General features: G+C 51.5%; 12 protein-coding genes. 5 read left to right on the forward strand and 7 right to left on the reverse strand.

What is annotated here, in order from left to right:
- Positions 1-313: 313 nt before the first annotated feature.
- The 3 genes from OH144_RS16465 to OH144_RS16475 form a co-directional block, all read right to left on the reverse strand.
- Complete coding sequence (locus OH144_RS16465) at positions 314-5,365, reverse strand: Ig-like domain-containing protein (RefSeq protein ID WP_266203368.1); 5,052 nt, start codon at positions 5,363-5,365, stop codon at positions 314-316.
- A 304-nt stretch (positions 5,366-5,669) separates the two neighbouring features.
- On the reverse strand, positions 5,670-6,521 hold the full coding sequence (locus tag OH144_RS16470) for an agmatine deiminase family protein (protein ID WP_266203369.1): 852 nt from the start codon (positions 6,519-6,521) through the stop codon (positions 5,670-5,672).
- Positions 6,511-7,068 (reverse strand): hypothetical protein, encoded by a 558-nt coding sequence (locus OH144_RS16475; protein WP_266203370.1) that lies wholly within the window; start codon positions 7,066-7,068, stop codon positions 6,511-6,513. The genes OH144_RS16470 and OH144_RS16475 overlap by 11 nt, the downstream gene beginning before the upstream one ends.
- A gap of 71 nt (positions 7,069-7,139) precedes the next feature.
- Here OH144_RS16475 and OH144_RS16480 point away from each other — a divergent pair, with 71 nt between their 5' ends.
- Complete coding sequence (locus tag OH144_RS16480; RefSeq protein ID WP_266203371.1) at positions 7,140-7,448, forward strand: hypothetical protein; 309 nt, start codon at positions 7,140-7,142, stop codon at positions 7,446-7,448.
- Between the two features lie 20 nt (positions 7,449-7,468).
- Here the strand turns inward: OH144_RS16480 and OH144_RS16485 are convergent, their stop codons facing one another.
- The 4 genes from OH144_RS16485 to OH144_RS16500 are packed head-to-tail and all read right to left on the reverse strand — an operon-like array spanning position 7,469 to position 14,385.
- Positions 7,469-10,333 (reverse strand): type I restriction endonuclease subunit R, encoded by a 2,865-nt coding sequence (locus OH144_RS16485; RefSeq protein WP_266203372.1) that lies wholly within the window; start codon positions 10,331-10,333, stop codon positions 7,469-7,471.
- 3 nt (positions 10,334-10,336) lie between these two features.
- Positions 10,337-11,536 (reverse strand): PDDEXK-like family protein, encoded by a 1,200-nt coding sequence (locus OH144_RS16490; protein WP_266203373.1) that lies wholly within the window; start codon positions 11,534-11,536, stop codon positions 10,337-10,339.
- Positions 11,537-11,545: 9 nt separating this feature from the next.
- On the reverse strand, positions 11,546-12,805 hold the full coding sequence (locus tag OH144_RS16495; protein ID WP_266203374.1) for a restriction endonuclease subunit S: 1,260 nt from the start codon (positions 12,803-12,805) through the stop codon (positions 11,546-11,548).
- 2 nt (positions 12,806-12,807) lie between these two features.
- Positions 12,808-14,385 (reverse strand): type I restriction-modification system subunit M, encoded by a 1,578-nt coding sequence (locus OH144_RS16500; protein ID WP_266203375.1) that lies wholly within the window; start codon positions 14,383-14,385, stop codon positions 12,808-12,810.
- 167 nt (positions 14,386-14,552) lie between these two features.
- Here OH144_RS16500 and OH144_RS16505 point away from each other — a divergent pair, with 167 nt between their 5' ends.
- From OH144_RS16505 to OH144_RS16520, 4 genes are all read left to right on the forward strand, one after another.
- A complete protein-coding gene (locus OH144_RS16505) occupies positions 14,553-14,834 on the forward strand; it encodes a hypothetical protein (RefSeq protein WP_266203376.1) in 282 nt (93 codons plus the stop codon).
- A gap of 616 nt (positions 14,835-15,450) precedes the next feature.
- On the forward strand, positions 15,451-15,867 hold the full coding sequence (locus tag OH144_RS16510) for a hypothetical protein (RefSeq protein ID WP_266203377.1): 417 nt from the start codon (positions 15,451-15,453) through the stop codon (positions 15,865-15,867).
- Positions 15,868-15,955: 88 nt separating this feature from the next.
- Positions 15,956-16,231 (forward strand): helix-turn-helix domain-containing protein, encoded by a 276-nt coding sequence (locus tag OH144_RS16515; protein WP_266203378.1) that lies wholly within the window; start codon positions 15,956-15,958, stop codon positions 16,229-16,231.
- An 8-nt stretch (positions 16,232-16,239) separates the two neighbouring features.
- Positions 16,240-17,532, forward strand: coding sequence for a tyrosine-type recombinase/integrase (locus tag OH144_RS16520; protein ID WP_266203379.1), 1,293 nt, complete (start codon positions 16,240-16,242; stop codon positions 17,530-17,532).
- Positions 17,533-17,916: the final 384 nt, after the last annotated feature.

Below are 17,916 nucleotides of genomic sequence, written 5' to 3' on the forward strand. Positions count from 1 at the left end.
TTAAAGTTTAACCATACATATCCTGCTAAAATCATTTTTATACTTTATGCACAATCGTTTACTGTCTTCAACTAAAGTTGAACAAGCGGTTCTTTGAAGACTGGCTTTTGCATCAAAGCAATGGTAAAACTACCTGCCGCACTAAGGGCACCCCTGAAGTTCAGGTGCTATCTTGATTGTAGCTTCATAAAAAAGGCGGTGAGGCTTTGCAACAGCCTCACCGCCATAAAGTCACCTAACCGCCATACCAGGAGTGCTAACAGTAGAACATGAGTACTTCAAGAGGTAGCTTTGGTTTTTCCGATAGCCAACCTTATTTACTTACAAGAATACGCTTGGTATAAACCTTGCCTTGGGCGTGGATCATTACGACGTAAACTCCTGGGGCAAGTGCGTCAGTGTCCAGCCTAGCCTGCGTGAAGCGTCCTTCCTCCCGCAGCACAACACTGCCGGTGCCGCTGACCAGTGACACGGAGTCCATCACCTTGTCGAAGCTCACCACCATGTAGCGGCTGGTCGGATTCGGGTAGATCTTCAGCATTGTATCCTCCTTCTCGGCGATGCCCGTTACCACATCCTCCACATCGTTGACTGTGATGGTATGGATGGCCTCGAAGGAAGCGCCGCCGCTGTCTGTGGTGCGGATGCGGATGCTGTAGCTGCTCCTGGTTTCGTAATCGAAGGCAACAGCAGCCTTGAGTACGCTGTCCTCAATGGTGAAGGAAGCGTTGTCTGCGGCGCCCTCACCTGCCACCAGGGCAAAGGTGTGGGTGTCGCCTTGATCCGGGTCGCTGGCCGAAAGCGTGCCGATCTCGGCACCCACCTCATTATTCTCGTCCATGTCGCTACGGCTAAGGGCAATGGCCGTGGCAGCCCTGCTGGCCCCCACTACCACCGTCACGCTGGCGGCTATATTGTCCAGGTTGGTTGTTCCCTCTGCTGGCGTCAGGGTGCCACTGAGGGTATAGCTTCCTGCCATAGTCCCGTCATAGGCTCCTTCCTGCCATGCCACGCTCACCATACCTTTGGTGTTGTCCGAGTAAGTCACCTCCACCTGAGAGGGAAGCAGGGTTTTCAATCGGCCAAAGGTGGTGCGGAACGGCACCCGGATCTCTGCCGGCTTGGTGTAGGAGTTGAGGTTCCGACTGTGCTTCATCACCTGAGCCTTGGCCTCGGGGCCTGCGTTGGAGGCCGCATCTGTCATCCGCAGCACCAGGGTTAGCTGCCCGTTCCCCAGGCCGGAGAGGTTGAGGTTAGGGATGTCGAAGGTGGCTGCCCCTGCCTGCCCTGTTCCCGAAACAGCTGTACCGCCCCCGGCACTCGTAATAGCGTAACTGTAAGTAGCGCCCACCTCCGCGCCGGTCACCTTCACAGAGGCGCTTCTCTCATTGCCGTAGTTGATAACTGTCTGGTTAAAGGCTACAGCATAACCGGTTGGTGCAAGGCTGTCATAAGTCCTGGTGAGGACAGAGGAGGCCGTGTTGCCGTTCTTGGCCGCATCCTGTGCCACGTCGGCCGCCACGTTTACGCGCACCTGGCCCTGACTGGCTGGGGTGATCTTAGCCTCATAGGTAGTACTACTTTTGACCGTGAAGCTTGAGGCCGTGCCATTCTCCACCGTGATGTCGCCCACGGCAAAGCCTGTCACAGCCTTGCTGAAGGTGAAGCTCACTGTGAAGGGTACGTTCATAACCTCGGGTGCCTGTGTGGACAGCGTTACTGTAGGGCGGGTACCGTCATAGGAGGCCGTCCAGGTGTTGGAGGCGGTGTTCAGGTTAGAGGCGGCATCCTTCACCTTCCCGGCAGGGAGTGTCACGGACACGGCCCCGCTTGCTGATGGGGTGAAGTCCACAGTGTAAGTAACATTATTCGTGGTGGAAATGCGGCTCACGCTGCCGTTCACCACCTTGAAATCACTTGCCTCCAGGTCTGTTACCGCCTCCGAGAAGGTTAGGGTCAGCGGGATGACTCCCTTATTGGTGGTGCCGCTCACCGTGCTAGTAATAGATGGGGATGGAGGCGTCTTATCGAACACCACCCGCTTGCCGCGTGTGACAGCCGTCACGGTGACCTCTTTGCTGATTGCCACGTCGTAGAAGGTGAGGGTAAATGGAATGACACCCTCTGCGTCCTGGGCCGTCATGGTGTAACGAAACGTATTATCAAGCATTCCTCCAGATGGGGTAGTAGTATGGCCAGCAATGGTAGCCACACCATTTCGTATTTGGTCTGGGTTGAAACTATGCATGTGCACCAGCACCACGTCACCAACTTTGGCCATGGTGGAATCGGCATTGTTGGATGAAATATAAACTTCGAATGCGCTTGGTACTTCTTCCACATCGGTTACCTGAATTACAAACACCTTTTCGAAGGTGCCGCCAGGCTTTCCGTCATCGGTTCTCACACGGATGCTATAGGAGTTCTTGATTTCATAATCCGGTGACTGTAGAATCTTCAGCTTGTCGCCGTCGATGGTGAAGGCGGCATTACCTGAAGAGCCCTCGCCAGCCACCAAGGTATAGGTGTGGGTGTCACCAGCGTCTGCGTCCGTAGTGATAAATGTCCCCACAAGTGTATTTGCAGGCATGTTTTCTTCTACAGATGAATTGGAGAGATCAATATTTGATGGCCTTGCGTTCTGAACGGGTGTAAACTTCATTACAGTCGCTTTGCCACTAATCTCATCGCTATAAGCGATGTAAGGCACATCATTAGCATCTAGGGAAGCATAGGTGTACATGCCTTTAGAAAGACCTGATCTGTTTACTTTGATCCAGCTGGTACCGTCAAACCGCATCAAAGTAGGATTATTGGTCTCCTCAAACGCTATGTAAGGAACACCACTAGTATCTACAGTAAGAGAAATATTGACAGCGCTACCACCGAATGAAACTACATCGCCGCCTGTCGATACCCAGTTGCTGCCATCGAACTTTCTCACCACTTGGCCCCCATGGTCTCCATAAGATTTATCGTAATAGGCTAAATATGGTGTGCCATTGGCATCTAAGGCTAAAGATAGACCCATTGCGTATCCGGGCGAAAAACGAGGGGCACCTACATTCTCCCAATCTGTGTCATTGAACTTCATCACTGTGGTTTTGTAATCAGCCTCACCCGTCCCAAATGGTGACTCACTAAAAGCCACATAGGGTGTACCGTTAGTGTCAAAGGCCAAAGAAAGACCTGAGGCATGACCGGCCGAAAAGTCCGCGTCACCTACATTTTCCCAATCTCGGCCGTTGAACTTCTTTACAATGGCTTTACCACTATAACCCACACCAGTGTAATTTGAATAAGCTAGGTAAGGTGTGTTATCAGTACTAAAAGCTAAAGATGGAGAGCTTCCTACATACACAGCGATACCGGCCGTGCCTACATATACCCATCTGACGCCATCAAACTTCATAACAGAAACATTTCTGCCATTATCCTCATCCTCGTAGGCCACGTAAGGGACCCCGTTTCTATCCAACGCGAATGAAAGGTTGTCGAGGCCGGGGTCCAGACGTCCAGAGAAACCAGGCGCCCCTACGACTGTCCAGACGGAGCCGTTATACTTCATGACTGTAATCCTTCCCTCTCTAGCAACATCCGTAAACGCCACATAAGGCGTACCGTTAGCATCTATAATGACTTTATTCCATGAGGCTTGGCCAGTGGAAAAGCCGGATGTGCCAATTGGTTGCCAAACGCGGGAATTGTTAAAGCCCGGTAAGTTAACGGTTAACATTGCTGTAGTGGAAGTAGAAACGGTGCCGTTACTCACCATTACCCGATATCTGTAGCCATTCATGGAAATCGGCGCCTTGGTGATAGCCAGTGTGGCCGTAGTTGCGCCACTATAGCCCAAGCCATTACTGATATTGGAGAAGGTGTTACCCCCGTCCTTGCTCACCTGCCACTGATAGGCAAGGTCTGTGCCGTTGGCGGTTACTGTAAAGCTGGTGTTCTGCCCACCGGTAATAGTTCTTGAGGTAGGATGAGCAGTTATGACAGGCGCTGATCCTTCGGCGAACTTTACCACCCAAAAATCACCGCCTCCTCTAGACTCCTCCGTTCTATCGCCGCTCGCACCTGAGTGTGAATAGCCTCCAACAATAAATTGCCCATCAGGAGTGACCGCTATGGCCTGTATACCGTCATCATCGCTCCCCCCATAGGTCTTGTCCCACACCTTCTCGCCGGCGGCGTTCATTTTAACCACCCAGAAGTCATAGCCTCCTCTTGACGCTTCGGTCTTGTCTCCGCCGACGCCTGAGTCTGACCTGCCGCCCAGTAGAAAGCCTCCGTCTGGTGTGGGGGCTAGAGCAAACGGCTCGTCATTGTCACTGCCCCCAAATGTCTTGTCCCATACTTTGGTGCCGGCGGCATCTATCTTGATTACCCAGTATGCTCTATGACGTCCTTTTGGAGGTGCGGTTTTATCACCTTCTATTCCGGATGTGGACCATCCACTCAGCAGATAGCCACCATCGCCCGTTTCTGCTAATCCATATAGTTCTTCACTACTCATTCCCCCGAAGGTCTTGTCCCACACCTTCTCGCCAGCGGAGTTTACCTTCACCACCCAATAGTCAGCATATCCTCTAGAGCTTTCTGACTTATCACCACTAACACCAGAGTTAGAAGCGCCTCCTATCAAATATCCTCCTCCAGTTAGTGGAATAGTCTTTCCTGCATACTGGTCCTCACTATGTAACCCTCCGAATGATTTATCCCAAATCTTTTTACCATTAGCATCTATTTTTACTATCCAGTAGTCATAGGAGCCTTTGTTCTCACTATTTTTATCGCCGCTTATATCTGAAGACGAATACCCACTCAGTAGATAGCCTCCATCTGGAGCAGTGGCTATGACCCTGACCCCGTCATCACCTTCTCCTCCATAGGTCCTGTCCCACACCTTCTCGCCGGCGGCGTTCATTTTAACCACCCAGAAGTCATTGCTCCCTCTCGACGCCTCAGTCTTGTCGCCGCCGACGCCCGAGTCTGACCTGCCGCCCAGCAGAAAACCCCCGTCTGGTGTGAGAGTTATACTAGTCAAAAAGTCGACCCCACTCCCTCCTAAAGTTCTATCCCATACTTTCTCACCGGAGGAGTTTACCTTCACCACCCAAAAGTCGGCTTTTCCTTTGGTCCCACTGCTCTTATCGCCACCTGATTCCAAAGAGTTGGATACCCCCCCAATGATGTACCCTCCATCATTATCATTAACTATGGCTGTTACTGCATCATTTCCACTTCCACCATACCGTTTATCCCATACCTTCCTAACTGGCGTCTGAGCCAGCAAGGGCTGCACGCATAGGTATAAAAGTACAGCAATCAGCATCAATGCCTTTAATGTGTTCGTTTTCATGCTTCTATCAGGTCCTTTTATCATGTATTGGTTATATTATTAGAGAAACTATATCTAAAGGACAAATATATTTAAATATAATTATAAGTTAATACAAACATATACAGTCTAAAACTGCTGGTGTGCTGTGTAAATGAGTATTAGACTTAGGTTTTAATATCGACGGTGTCGCTATGAGGCGTAAAAATTTTGTTGCAGCAGGAAGACCTAGTTGGTGAGCGGCAGGTAAAATAGGGGCAGTTGAAATGTTCTAGCAGGCTCTAACCTATCTCAGTACATTTATTGGCAACATCCTCACCGAAGATTATACTTTATCATCTAGGACATTCCACGTCACGCAGTTCAGCAGCCCACCCTGCCTGGCGACGGCGTTGATATTCACTGTTTCAATAGTGCGGTTCGAGAAAACCTGAGCCAGGGTATCGATAGCCTCCTGATCCTTGTTGCCGGGAACGTCGAACACTGGCACCAGGATAAGGTCGCCTATTTCCAGGTAGTTGACATAGCATCCGATGGCAGATAAGGGATACTGCTTCTCCTTGTACTCGAACAGGGGCAGCTCCACGTAGTCGAAGCCATACTGGCTGATAACCTTCCTCATGCCCCTCTGCCAGTACTGGTACTCATCTGCCATACGGTTACAGATAAGCGTTTGCCGGTCGTAGAACCGTACCAGCCCATCGGCGTGGCCCGTCATGTCCGATCGGATAGCAGGGATAATGATGACCTCCGCCTCGAACAGATTCTCCAGTTGGTCGTGCAGCCTGGCTTTAGTGAGAGCAGGGTTCTCCTCAAATACCCGGTCGGTGAGAATCACCCTGTCAGTCCAGCGAAGAACGTTGCCGCCGTCCAGGTTGATGTCGCTGTGCTGCGCCCGTAGCCCGTACACCTGCAGGACGTGCGCCGGATCTGTCTTAAGGTGCGGATGCGCGCTCAGGTAGGAAGGCTCGTACCGGAACTGGATGAAGCTGTCTGCAGACTGCTGCACCGGCATGTAGTCCCGGCACCAGATGTCTTTGGTGCCTTTCAGCAGACCGTACCGGACTCCGTGCTTATCCAGCGCAGCCGTGATGCTGCGCCAGGCATCCCTGTAGCGCCCGTCTGTGGCGAGCAGTTCTGAGAAGTATACCTGGTTCGTCTCCCTATCAGTTACCATGGCCTTTGAAGTGGCTGTACTTGTCCTCCAGGAACTTCCTGATGTGGGGTGCGAAGTACTGGCGGTGGTCCTCCTCGGAGATGATGTCGCTTTTATGGTTATTGCAGAAATAGCAGGCCAGCACGCAGTTCCCTTCTGTGTATAGGTTCGACTTGGAATCTTTCCGCTCCAGCTCCAACGACTTTCCGCGCCCCCGCTTAGTGGAGAGCACGCCGGCGGCAAACAGCTCCTCCAGCTTGTGCTCCTCTATACCGCAGTAGGCGCAGATCCTTGGCTGCTTTCGGAACCACTCAAAGAATGGCCGCTTGCCCGCCTGCTCAAAGGCAGCGAAAGCCGGCTTGCCCTTCCTGCTTGAGAAGAGGGCATTAGACTTTTTGATCTTATCCCTCAGGTCGGTACCAGTCGCCCACCACTCCTGCAGCATGTGGAGCTCCAGACTTGGGTTCTCGCTCAGGATGCTCTTGTAGCTTTTATCCTCTGTCAGGTGCTGGATAAGGAACTCCTCCTGGGTCATGGTTGTACGTTCAGCAAAAAGAACCATACTCATAATCAATGATTTATAAAAAAGTTATACTGCAAGCATTAACAATTTAAAACCTGCCTCACATTTTCTGTATAATGATAAAATACAAACCCCTGAAAACATTAAAGGATTACACCCAAACAAGCATTTATCAGTCTGCACCAGAGCTTTTCAAAGACAAGGCACTAACAAGGTTAAAAGCTATACAGCCTCATGCTACATTCAGGTTCGAAGGTTACAATCTTCGATTCAAAAATATTCTCACTAATTCTGAGCTAAAGTCCGGACTGCTGCAACAGCACCACGAACTGAAGCCTGGGATGATCGAAATCTGGGATACAGTGTTGGCAGAGGTTACCTCTATCGTTAGAAAAGGAAAAATCAGTATAATTCTCGCTCTATAAAAACATTAATGTAGAAAACCCTATCCCCTCAGTCCCATTCCACTGATAAACGTCTCCACAAAGCCGATCATCCTGGCGGTGATGCGCTCGGCGATCGGCTTGCGCTCCAGCAGCTTTGGCCTGGCCGGAAGCATGTCCAGCACCTCGTCGCGCAGTGGTTTGCGCTCGGTGAACAGGTAGTTGCCCAGCACGGCTTGTAGCTTCACCGGGTCTAGCTTTTCCTCAGCGGCCATGGCATGGAAGGCTAGCTGCTGCTCGCGGGCCCAGAAGCTCTCGAACTGCTCCGGGATGTCGTCGATGTCCTCGATGTGCGGCAGGTTCTCTTCGATGAACTTGCGGATCAGCTCGCGCTTGCTGCGCAGGGTGGCCTCGCCGGTGAGCGTGTCGATGATCTGCTGCTTCTGGCGCTCCTGCTCCTCCTGGCTGGCGGTCTTCAGCCTGGCCAGCAGCTTGAGGATGTAGGCCACGTTGATCTCGTCGCGGTGGATGAGCTCCAGCTCAAAGTCCACGTCGTCCAGGATCGACTCCTTCTCCTTCACAGTACCGGTCTTCACCTTGTCGTAGAAGTCCAGGTACTTGCTCTTGTAGTCCTCGAAGCTTTGCTCGGCCATGGCCAGATCGCTGAAGCTAAAGTCGACGAAGGTGGTGAGCACGTTCTTGAGGCGCATCAGCTCACGGAAGGCCTTGATGAACGCCAGCTCCTCCTCCTCGCTCGGGAGGCTGTCCACGCTGCCCACGGTGGGCGCCACTTTCAGCAGCTCGGCAAAGGCCATGTTGAACTTGGCCACATACTCCTCGTACGGCGCCATCAGGATCGTATCCTTCGCCTCCTTGTTCGAGAAAAGCGTGATGGCCTCGTCGGTGGCCTGCTTGAGGTTGCGGAAGACAACGATGTTGCCCTGCGACTTCTGCTCGGTGTAGAGCCTGTTGGTGCGGCTGAAGGCCTGTATCAGGCCGTGGTACTTCAGGTTCTTATCGACGTAGAGCGTGTTGAGCGGCGGCGAGTCAAAGCCCGTGAGGAACATGTTCACCACCAGCAGGATGTCCACCTCCTTGTTCTTCACCCGCTTCGACAGGTCGTTGTAGTAGTTGTAGAAACCTTGGTTATCCTTGGTGGAGAACTTGGTGCCGAACATCGTGTTGTAATCGGCGATGAAGGCGTCCAGCTTCTCGCGGGTGTGGCTGTTGGCCACGTAAGCTAGCTTGGGCTCTGCGGCCGTCAGCACCTCCTCGTCATAGTCCGGAAGTATACCGGTGGCCTCCCTGTCCTGCTCATTGGAAGTAAAACTGAAGATGGTGCCGATTTTCAGGTTGTGTCTGCCCTCTGCCTTGCGCTGCTGGAACAGCTCGTAATAGGCGATGAGCGTCTCTACGCTGCCCACGCAGAACATGCCGGTCAGCTCCCTGCCGTGCGTTTTGCGGGGGTGGTGCTCGATGATGTAGTCCACGATCTTCTCCAGGCGCTGCGGAGCCTCCAGCAGCTCTTTGGTGTCGATGTCCTCCACCTCAATGTCAATCTCGGTATTGCTGCCTTCCTTCTCCCTATAGCGGCCCACGTACTCCACGGAGAACTTGAGCACGTTCTCGTCCTTGATGGCGTCGGTGATCAGGTACTTGTGCAGGCACTCGTCAAACAAATCTCTAGTGGTGCGCTTGCCCAGGTCGTTCTTGATCACGTTCTCGGCAAAGATCGGGGTGCCGGTGAAGCCGAACAGTTGCGCCTTGGTGAAGAAGCCCTTGATGCGGTTGTGCGTCTCGCCGAACTGGCTGCGGTGGCACTCGTCGAAGATGAACACCACGCGCTCTTCCCGGAGATGCTCCAGCTTTCCGGAGTAGCGGGCAGTACCGATGGCGTTGTTGAGCTTCTGGATGGTGGTGACGATGAGCTTGGTGTCGCCGGCGAGTTGCCCCACCAGGGCGCGGGTGTCGTCGGTGCCGTCGATGCTTCCGGCCGAGAAGCTGTTGAATTCTTTGGTGGTCTGGTAGTCCAGGTCCTTGCGGTCCACCACGAACAGGACCTTGTGCACCTTGGGCAGCTGCATCAGGATCTGGCTGGCCTTGAAGGAGGTGAGCGTCTTGCCGGAGCCGGTGGTGTGCCAGATGTAGCCGTTCTTATCCGAGTTTTTTACTTTGTCGATGATAGCTTCGGTGGCGTAGAACTGGTAAGGGCGCAGCGCCATCAGGATCTTGTGCGTCTGGTTGAGCACGATGTACTTGGTGACCATCTTGGCCATGTGGCAGGGCTCCAGGAAAGCCTTGGTGAAGGCCTCCAGCTGGGTGATGAGCCTGTTATCCTTGTCGGCCCAGTAGAAGGTTTGCTTGAAGGACTGGTGGCGGTTGTTGGCGTAGTACTTGGTGTTGACGCCGTTGCTGATGACAAACAGCTGCACGTACTGGAACAGGCCGTAGGACGAGCTAAAGGAGTGCCGGTGGTAGCGGTTTACCTGGTTGAAGGCCTCTTTCAGTTCCAGGCCGCGCCGTTTCAATTCGATCTGCACCAGGGGCAGGCCGTTCACCAGTAGGGTCACGTCGTAGCGGTTCTTGTAGGTGCCCTCCATCGTTACCTGCTGGGTTACCTGGAAGAGGTTCTGGCACCAGTGCTCCTGCTGCAGGAACTCCAGGTACGCGCTCGTGCCGTCGTCCTTGGTCAGCTGCATGCGGTCGCGCAGAATCTTGGCGCGGTCAAACACGTTGCCTTTGTTGAGGTGGTTCAGGACGCGCTCGAACTCCTTCTCGGTCAGCGTAACCCCGTTGTGCTTCTCTAGCTGGGTTTTCAGATTGGCCAGGAGGTCGCGCTCGTCTTTGATGGCGACGTAGCTGTAGCCCAGCCCCTGCAGCTGCTTTATTAAGTTGTCTTCGAGTACTTGTTCCGGTTGCGTTCCCATATCTTAGTTTTCAGATTCAAGATAGGCACGTAATAGGTCGGCATGCTGTTCAAGATAGACCCCTACCTCGTTCACGATGTGGTCGACGAGATTTTCCTTAAAGCTGGCGTCGGCGTGTAGCTTCTGAAGGGTGTCAGGGTTCCCAAAATTCAGCACGTACCCGTCATAGTTGGGCAGCTCTTTTAAATTATACCAGTTGCTGGTGAAACGCTCGCTTTTTTCTGTGTATTCGTTTTTCTTATTGCTGTTATTATAAACCCCGATAAACAGCACTCCCCCTTTATGCCCCTGACCGCTGAAGGACTCTAAGCCAAAAAACATTTTACGCTTCTCCATCCCTTTCAACTTTATCCAGATCTGGGAGTAACGATCATTTATGTCTCTACCTGCTGCCATAGTAAGGGTAGCTCCAAAGCGCTCCTTTAACTTTTCCAGGACACTTCGTCTTACCCCCTCCTTTATGGTCGCGCTGACTTTAGCGAAGTTCTCGGCTATGTAAGCTGACTCCCGGATATGACTTAGCATGATCTCGTTCAGGTTCTTCTGGTGCGTTTTATCCATGGTGGAGGTAAGCTTTTGGATCAGGATCTTGTATTGTTTGATGGACTCGCGAAGTATGGGCTGTTCGGCGGCCTCTTTAATGCACCGCTCCAGCCACTCCTGTATCTGGTCGCGGTAGGAGATGGTATGGAAGTCTTCTCCGTTCTGCAGTTTGCCTTTACTAGCCTCGGATGGCTCTGCGCCTTTCAGGGTGAGGTAGTATACTTTGTTGCTCCCCTTCCTGTAATTGCAGTAGCGTTCGACCTGTGCGTTCTGGTCGCCAGCGTCTATCTTGTTCTCAATCGAGATGCTATTTCCGTTCTTGTCCCAGAGGTAGATGTCTATGCGGCCGCCGGTTTTGGCTTTGTCGTCACGCAGACCGATGTAGTGCTCTACCTTTACCTGGGCAGTGGCGACATCGATGCTCTCCTCCTTTAGCACCTTCAGGAAGAGGCGCAGGAAAGCATTCCCCTTCAGGTGGGAGCCTTTGGGGCTCAGCAGCTCGGCCAGAAAGACAGAGTGAGTTTTGTTCTCGCTGCGCTCCATGCTGAGGATGGAGAACACGTTGAACGTCTCGCCCCGCGCTTTCTTCAGCTCCCGCTGATGATCGATGATCGTCTTGGTGTGGCCCAGCAGGTGACTAAGTTTTTCTTCGCTTATCATTTATTTCTCTTACACGAACATCTGCTGCAGCAAGCCTTTCTTGAACTGCTGCGCCTGCTCCAGTTGAGTTTTGGTATAGTATAATTTGTTATCTATTGCTGATAAGAACGCCGTAATTTTCTGCTGTTCTGCCTGACAAGGTACAGGGATTGGTAGACCAAGAAGGTCATCATTGGTGATGCTCATCCTGTCGTGTCGTGCACCGTAATTGGCGACGCTCTTCATATACCTGTGCCAAACCGTAGTCTCAAAGAAGAACTCCAGAAACTCCAGGTTCTGCTTCTCGAAGCGGAATACTGTATAGAGAGGCGACATGACACCTTTAGCCAGTTTGTTCCTCTTGATCGGCCCAACAGGTGCGGCAGTTGATATCCTCGGGTTGTAAACAAAATCATCTACGTCCACTACATAGTAGCCTTCCAGGTTCTCTTGGTTGGCAATGTCTTTATCGAAGTAGTCCTGCTGGCTAACTATACCTTGTGTGGCAGAGTTGGTCAATACAAAGTTGATGTCGTCCTTTTTGTTCTTGATTGTTACTCTCTTAGCAACGTCTTTTAGCCTCTTCTCCTCCCACTCCGGAAAGTCATGACCGTTGTCGTCCTTGAAGCGGATTTGCCGGGAGAAGAGCTGCTGCATCGCCCCTTTTTTATACTTCTCCAACAGCTCCTTCTTCTTGCTCAGCTGCTGGAGCTTGTCATTAACGGCCGAGAGGAAAGAAGCTATTTTTTGCTGTTCGGCTATAGTTGGGAAAGCAAATTTGATCAGTCTTATACTCTGAAAATTCAAACCTTCTCTTCCACTTCCTACCTGGCTTCTCTCTAATGATTTCTGACCATTATAAGAGCTCAAGTGGGCCTGCAAAAAAGCTGGATTATTTTGTTTATCCAGTCTGATTATACAAACGTGCTGGTTTACATTCCCAACTATAAAATCATCGGGAACAACACAACTTCTTCCTATAGAGCCACCAGTAATGTTCAGAAGCATATCGTTTGCCCGAACTATACTTCCTTTCATCTTATCATTTATCTCTTCTGAAATGAAAGAAACATTTCCAAGTATAAGTTTATCATCATTAACATTCTGGCTTCTGATAAACGGTATACCTGTGTCTTGATATGCTTTCTCACCACCTAAAGGAGTGCTGCCACTTCCAACTTTAACTGCTATACTTCCAATACTCTTTTTCACCCACTCCCCTTCAAACTCCGGAAAGCGAAGCGCAGGCACGTTTTTCACGGCTGCTGTTATTTCTGCTGTTGCTTCCATAGTTAAAACGGTTTAGCTATACCCAATTCCTCACAGTAGGCGGCAATGGTGCTGTCGGTCGCCTGCATTTCGTCTTCCAGCTGAGCAAGGGCGACGGCTACTTCGTTCAGGTCTACCGGCTCCTCCTCCTCAAAGGTGTCCACGTAGCGCGGGATGTTCAGATTGTAGTCGTTCTCGCGCACCTCCTCCAGGCTGGCCACATAGCTATACTTGTCCTCAGAGCGGCGCTCGCGGTAGGTTGTGATGATCTTCTCAATGTCGGTGTCACGCAGGTAGTGCTGCGTCTTAGCCTTCTCGTAGTGCTGGCTGGCGTCGATGAACAGGATGTTGTCGGCCTGCTCACGGCACTTCTTGAACACCAGGATGCAGGTAGGTATACTTGTGCCGTAGAAGATGTTGGCTGGCAGTCCGATCACGGCATCCAGGTAGTTGCGGTCCTCGATCAGGTACTGGCGGATGTGCCCCTCGGCCGCGCCACGGAACAGCACGCCATGCGGCAGCACCACGGCCATGGTTCCGTTCTCGGCCAGGTGGTGGATCATGTGCTGCACAAAGGCAAAGTCGGCCTTCGAGCTTGGGGCCAGCTTGCCGTACTGGCTGAAGCGGTCGTCGGAGAGGTGCAGCGGACTGGCGCTCCAGTTGGCCGAGAACGGCGGGTTCGCCACTATGGCCTCGAAGCGGTGCTCCAGGTGCTGCGGGTGCTCCAGCGTGTCCTCCTGCCGGATGTCGAATTTCCGGAAGTGCACGTCGTGCAGGATCATGTTCATACGGGCTAGGTTGTAGGTGGTGCGGTTGAGCTCCTGCCCATAGAAGGTAGACACCTCCTTCACCTCCTTGGCCACGCGCAGCAAGAGCGAGCCCGAGCCGCAGGTAGGGTCATACACCGACTTGAGTTTGTCCTTGCCGGTGGTCACCAGTTTGGCCAGTACCTTCGATACCTCCTGCGGGGTGTAAAATTCTCCCGCCTTCTTGCCTGCGCCGCTCGCAAACTGCCCGATCAGGTACTCGTAGGCATCGCCCAGTACGTCGGCCTCGGTGTCTTCCAGCTTAAAGTCTATCTTGTCCAGGTGGCCCAGCACCTTTGCTATCAAATCGTTCTTGGCAGCTTCGGTACGGCCCAGTTTGGTAGAAGTCAGGTCCAGATCTTCGAAAAGCTTGTTAAAGTCGTCCTCGCTCTCGGTGCCCATGGTGCTCTGCTCAATGTGCCTGAGCACCTGCGTCAGCTCGTCAAGTATAAAATTGCTCGCCCCCTCCTCTTTGCTGTTGGCGTTGCCTTTGCGGGCCAGTTCACTAAATAGCTCGGTCGGCTTCAGGAAGTAACCCAGGCTGGCCAGCGCCTCTTCCTTTATCGCTTCCAGGTACTCCTGCCCCTCTTCGCTGGCTTCGTTTATATCGTGGTATTTGATGCCGTCTTCTGCCAGTATCTTATTGGCGTACAGCGCCATCTTCTCCGACAGGTATTTGTAGAAGATAAAGCCAAGTATATAATCCCGGAACTCGTCAGCATCCATCTTGCCGCGCAGGGTGTTGGCGATGTTCCAGAGTTGTTGTTCTATTTGTCGTTTGTGGTTTTCAGACATGGGTAAGCTAAAAGTTGTATTCTCGGTATAGGACCGGTAAAACCAGACAAGGTACAACAAGATAGGGAAAATAGTATACTTGGTGCAAGTTTAAACTTTGGAGTAGGTCATAAAAGGAAGCCTTTATTTTCCGGATGAAGAATACCAGAAAAAAGCTATCTTACGACATGGAAAGAGCGATATCACAAACTGAGGCAGTAAAAGCCCTCTTTAAGGAATTTCACCAGACAGGCGATGCACAGGAGCTACTGATCGGGCTTCGGCAACTGGAGCAGGAAGCCGGAGAGGGAGAACTTTGGCTTCGGTTCTTTGACGGCGATTCAGGTGCCACTACCATCACTGACTTGGAACGCCACCTGGCTGCCCCTTCCCACCCTAACTACAGGTCCGTCCTGGAGAGTATAGACATCGCTCTGGAGCGGGAGGGCCTGCAGGTGTACTTTGCGTAGCCTTTGCCTGTTCAAGCTACTATTACCGTTGTGGCATAAGGCTGCGCAAGCTTTACGTGTGGCTCTGCCAAATTATACCTTTGCCCTTGATGCCCTTCCTGGCTCTTCCCCACCCCTCTACCAGTTATAGGTAGTTTTAAGCACAGGTGCAGCTAGCCGCATCCGGCAAGACAGAGGACCTATAACTACCGGGCTAGTGGGTAGTATAGGAGTTACTGAGTGCCGGCTTAGCTACACCCCCACCAGGTTTTGCAACTGCTCCTGTCATAGCCACAGGCCACCTGTAATTCCTTCCCTGGGCTTACCCCGCCTTTGTTGCCCATATAGCACCTACAAGACAGGATTTTCCTAAAACACTCGTAATCAACACCTTAATTTGAGCCTCAAAATTCTAAAAGGACGGTGTAACATTTTCCTCTGAAATCAGTATAATAGGATGCAACCACAAAAAAGACTACTATATATAAATATAGTTACGTCTTAATTCAATCACTGATTTTCCTGGTATCACTACAGGCTCCATAGCCGTGGGGCCACCGGAACGTTATTGCCTTGTCGCAGCCATGGAGCGAGAAGGGTGGTTTCTTATTGTTTAATGTTTAACAAAAACGCTTAAATGGTGAAGTATTTTACGGATTGGGAACAGATGATGATAGCAACACTGGAGTTCCATGGTATAGACGACGTAGAAAAGTACAAGAGCATACAGGAGAATATTGGATATTTTGAGATTCTGACTTTGGCCTTTTCGTTTAGACTGCCTTATATAACATCGCATAGGCGAGGAACAAGCCGTATTAAATTAATAAGCACGTACAGGTTAAATTACATTGGTATGCGAGGAAATTCAGATGCTCAGTACCAATATCATCAGGTGCTGGTAACCTCATCTAAAGGTAGATATGGAACAATCTGGGTCATTTGTTCTATGATAGAAACCGTTGAACTAGGTGGGGAATTAGTAAAAGCCTGGATAAAATCTGAAGAACTACTGCTCGGAGATGTTGAACTCATCAATAGAATGAGATTCTAAGCCGTATTTAATTTAAATCAACACTAACTCATTATTAACCAGCAAAATGGAAAACCCTTTTGAAACACTGTACTCAAGCCAGCAAAGAATGGAAGGTATACTTGAGGAAATCTTCAGAGCCATCCATAACGTCACCTGTGCCGTATCGCATGCGTCATCGGACAAGCCGATGAGCGCCCAGGAAGCTGCTGCGTACCTGAACATATCAGTGTCCACCCTCTACAAGCGGGTGAGCAACCGGGAGGTGCCATTCCGAAAGCAGGGCAGCAAGCTGTACTTCGACCGCGGTGAGCTAACCGAGTGGGTAGAGGCGGGAAGAAAAAAGACCCAGAATGAGGTTAAAGACAGTATATACTCCAAATAGTTAACGTTATGTTGAAGCCCATCATAAACATCTACCAGGATACGAGGAGAGCAAAAGGGAACGGTCTGTACCCCATCAAGCTTCGGGTGTACCTGAGCAGCGGTGAGCAGCGCAAGCAGAAACTTTACCCGCTGGGCATAGACCTCACCATAGAGGACTTTGAGCGCTCCTACCTGGCGCCGAAGCCAAGGGGCGACTTTAAGGACCTAAAGCTGGAACTCATTGCCAAGGAGAAGCATGCCTATGAGATCCTGGATGGCATGAAGGTATTTACGTTCGAGAAGTTCGAGCGGGAGCTTTTCCGGGAGAAGTACGCAGACGGCGACGCTGCCTATCACTACCGGAGCTACATCAGCAAGCTGCAGGCTGCGGGAAAAGTCACTACTGCCTCCAATTACGACCTGAGCCTGAAAAGCCTCCTGGCTTTTGTCAACAGCCATGGAAGAAAGGAGACCAAAAACCTGTTCTTTGACAGCATTACGGTGGATTTCCTGAATCGGTATGAACGGTGGATGCTCTCGAAGGGAAAGAGCCGAACGACCGTGGGGATTTATTTGCGGCCACTACGGTGTATCTTCAACCTGGCGCTTGAGGAGGGGGATATCATCAGAGACACGTACCCCTTTGGCAAAAGGAAGTATCAGATCCCGGCAGGGCGTAACCTGAAGAAGGCGCTGGGCAAGGAGCAGTTGGGGAAACTCTTCTCGTTTGAGCCCCTTGTGCCCGATCAGGTGAAGGCGCGGGACTTCTGGTTCTTTAGCTATGCCTGCAACGGCATGAACGTAAAAGACATCGCGAACCTAAGGTACGGCGATCTGCAGGAGGATAGGTTAGTGTTCACACGGGCCAAGACGGCTGACACTTCGAAGGCAAATCAGAAGCCCATCCTCGTGCCGCTGTCCTTTTTTCCGCTGTCTATGATAGAGAGGTACGGCAATAAGAACAAGAGCCGGGACAACTACGTGTTTCCTATACTCTCCAAGGGAATGGATGCAACACAGCAGGACAGGGCTGTCAAGAACTTCACCCGCTATATAAACCAGCACATTAAACCGCTAGCGAAGGCCGCGGGTGTGACCGGTGACATCTCCACCTACTGGGCCAGGCACTCCTACGCCACCAACGCGGTGCGGCACGGTGCAAGCCTGGAGATGATCCAGGAGAGCCTGGGGCACAGCGACATTAAAACCACCATGCACTACTGGAGCGGTTTTGAGGAGAGCGTGAAGCGGGAGATATCTGACAAGCTGATGGACTTTAGTGTTGGAGAGGAAGCAGCACAGGCCGAAGTGACGCCATAGTGCCTGCCCTAGCTCGACCATGCGTCCCTGAGGTTCACCGAAAGCCATTTGCATACGATTTGCATACGGATCCGGAAAATACATCTTACCGGGTATCATTGGTTGACAAGAAAAACAGCTTATTTTGCTCCCTAAGGCAAGTATAGGAAAACAGATATTATCAGGTGTAGAACTAATATTACGACTGTTAATCAGGGGGTCCCTGGTTCGAGCCCAGGAGGGGGAGCAAAAGCCACTCAGAAATGAGTGGCTTTTTTGTTTGCATACAAATGCACGCTCTTTCTGCTGCTGCACCTCTCAATTCCGGTGGCATTCCCCTTCCCAGTATCGGATCAATCCGAAAACTTGTGGGGCAGTGAAAAAAAGAGCAGCTTTGCGTGCGTA

The organism is Pontibacter kalidii, from assembly GCF_026278245.1.
GTDB lineage: Bacteria > Bacteroidota > Bacteroidia > Cytophagales > Hymenobacteraceae > Pontibacter > Pontibacter kalidii.

Coding starts and splice junctions, on each gene's coding strand:
- OH144_RS16495 (WP_266203374.1), bottom strand. CDS start 12,805: ATGGAAGCAACAGCAGAAATAACAGCAGCCGTGAAAAACGTGCCTGCG.
- OH144_RS16505 (WP_266203376.1), top strand. CDS start 14,553: ATGGAAAGAGCGATATCACAAACTGAGGCAGTAAAAGCCCTCTTTAAG.
- OH144_RS16515 (WP_266203378.1), top strand. CDS start 15,956: ATGGAAGGTATACTTGAGGAAATCTTCAGAGCCATCCATAACGTCACC.
- OH144_RS16485 (WP_266203372.1), bottom strand. CDS start 10,333: ATGGGAACGCAACCGGAACAAGTACTCGAAGACAACTTAATAAAGCAG.
- OH144_RS16520 (WP_266203379.1), top strand. CDS start 16,240: ATGTTGAAGCCCATCATAAACATCTACCAGGATACGAGGAGAGCAAAA.
- OH144_RS16480 (WP_266203371.1), top strand. CDS start 7,140: ATGATAAAATACAAACCCCTGAAAACATTAAAGGATTACACCCAAACA.
- OH144_RS16510 (WP_266203377.1), top strand. CDS start 15,451: ATGGTGAAGTATTTTACGGATTGGGAACAGATGATGATAGCAACACTG.
- OH144_RS16470 (WP_266203369.1), bottom strand. CDS start 6,521: ATGGTAACTGATAGGGAGACGAACCAGGTATACTTCTCAGAACTGCTC.
- OH144_RS16465 (WP_266203368.1), bottom strand. CDS start 5,365: ATGAAAACGAACACATTAAAGGCATTGATGCTGATTGCTGTACTTTTA.
- OH144_RS16475 (WP_266203370.1), bottom strand. CDS start 7,068: ATGAGTATGGTTCTTTTTGCTGAACGTACAACCATGACCCAGGAGGAG.
- OH144_RS16500 (WP_266203375.1), bottom strand. CDS start 14,385: ATGTCTGAAAACCACAAACGACAAATAGAACAACAACTCTGGAACATC.
- OH144_RS16490 (WP_266203373.1), bottom strand. CDS start 11,536: ATGATAAGCGAAGAAAAACTTAGTCACCTGCTGGGCCACACCAAGACG.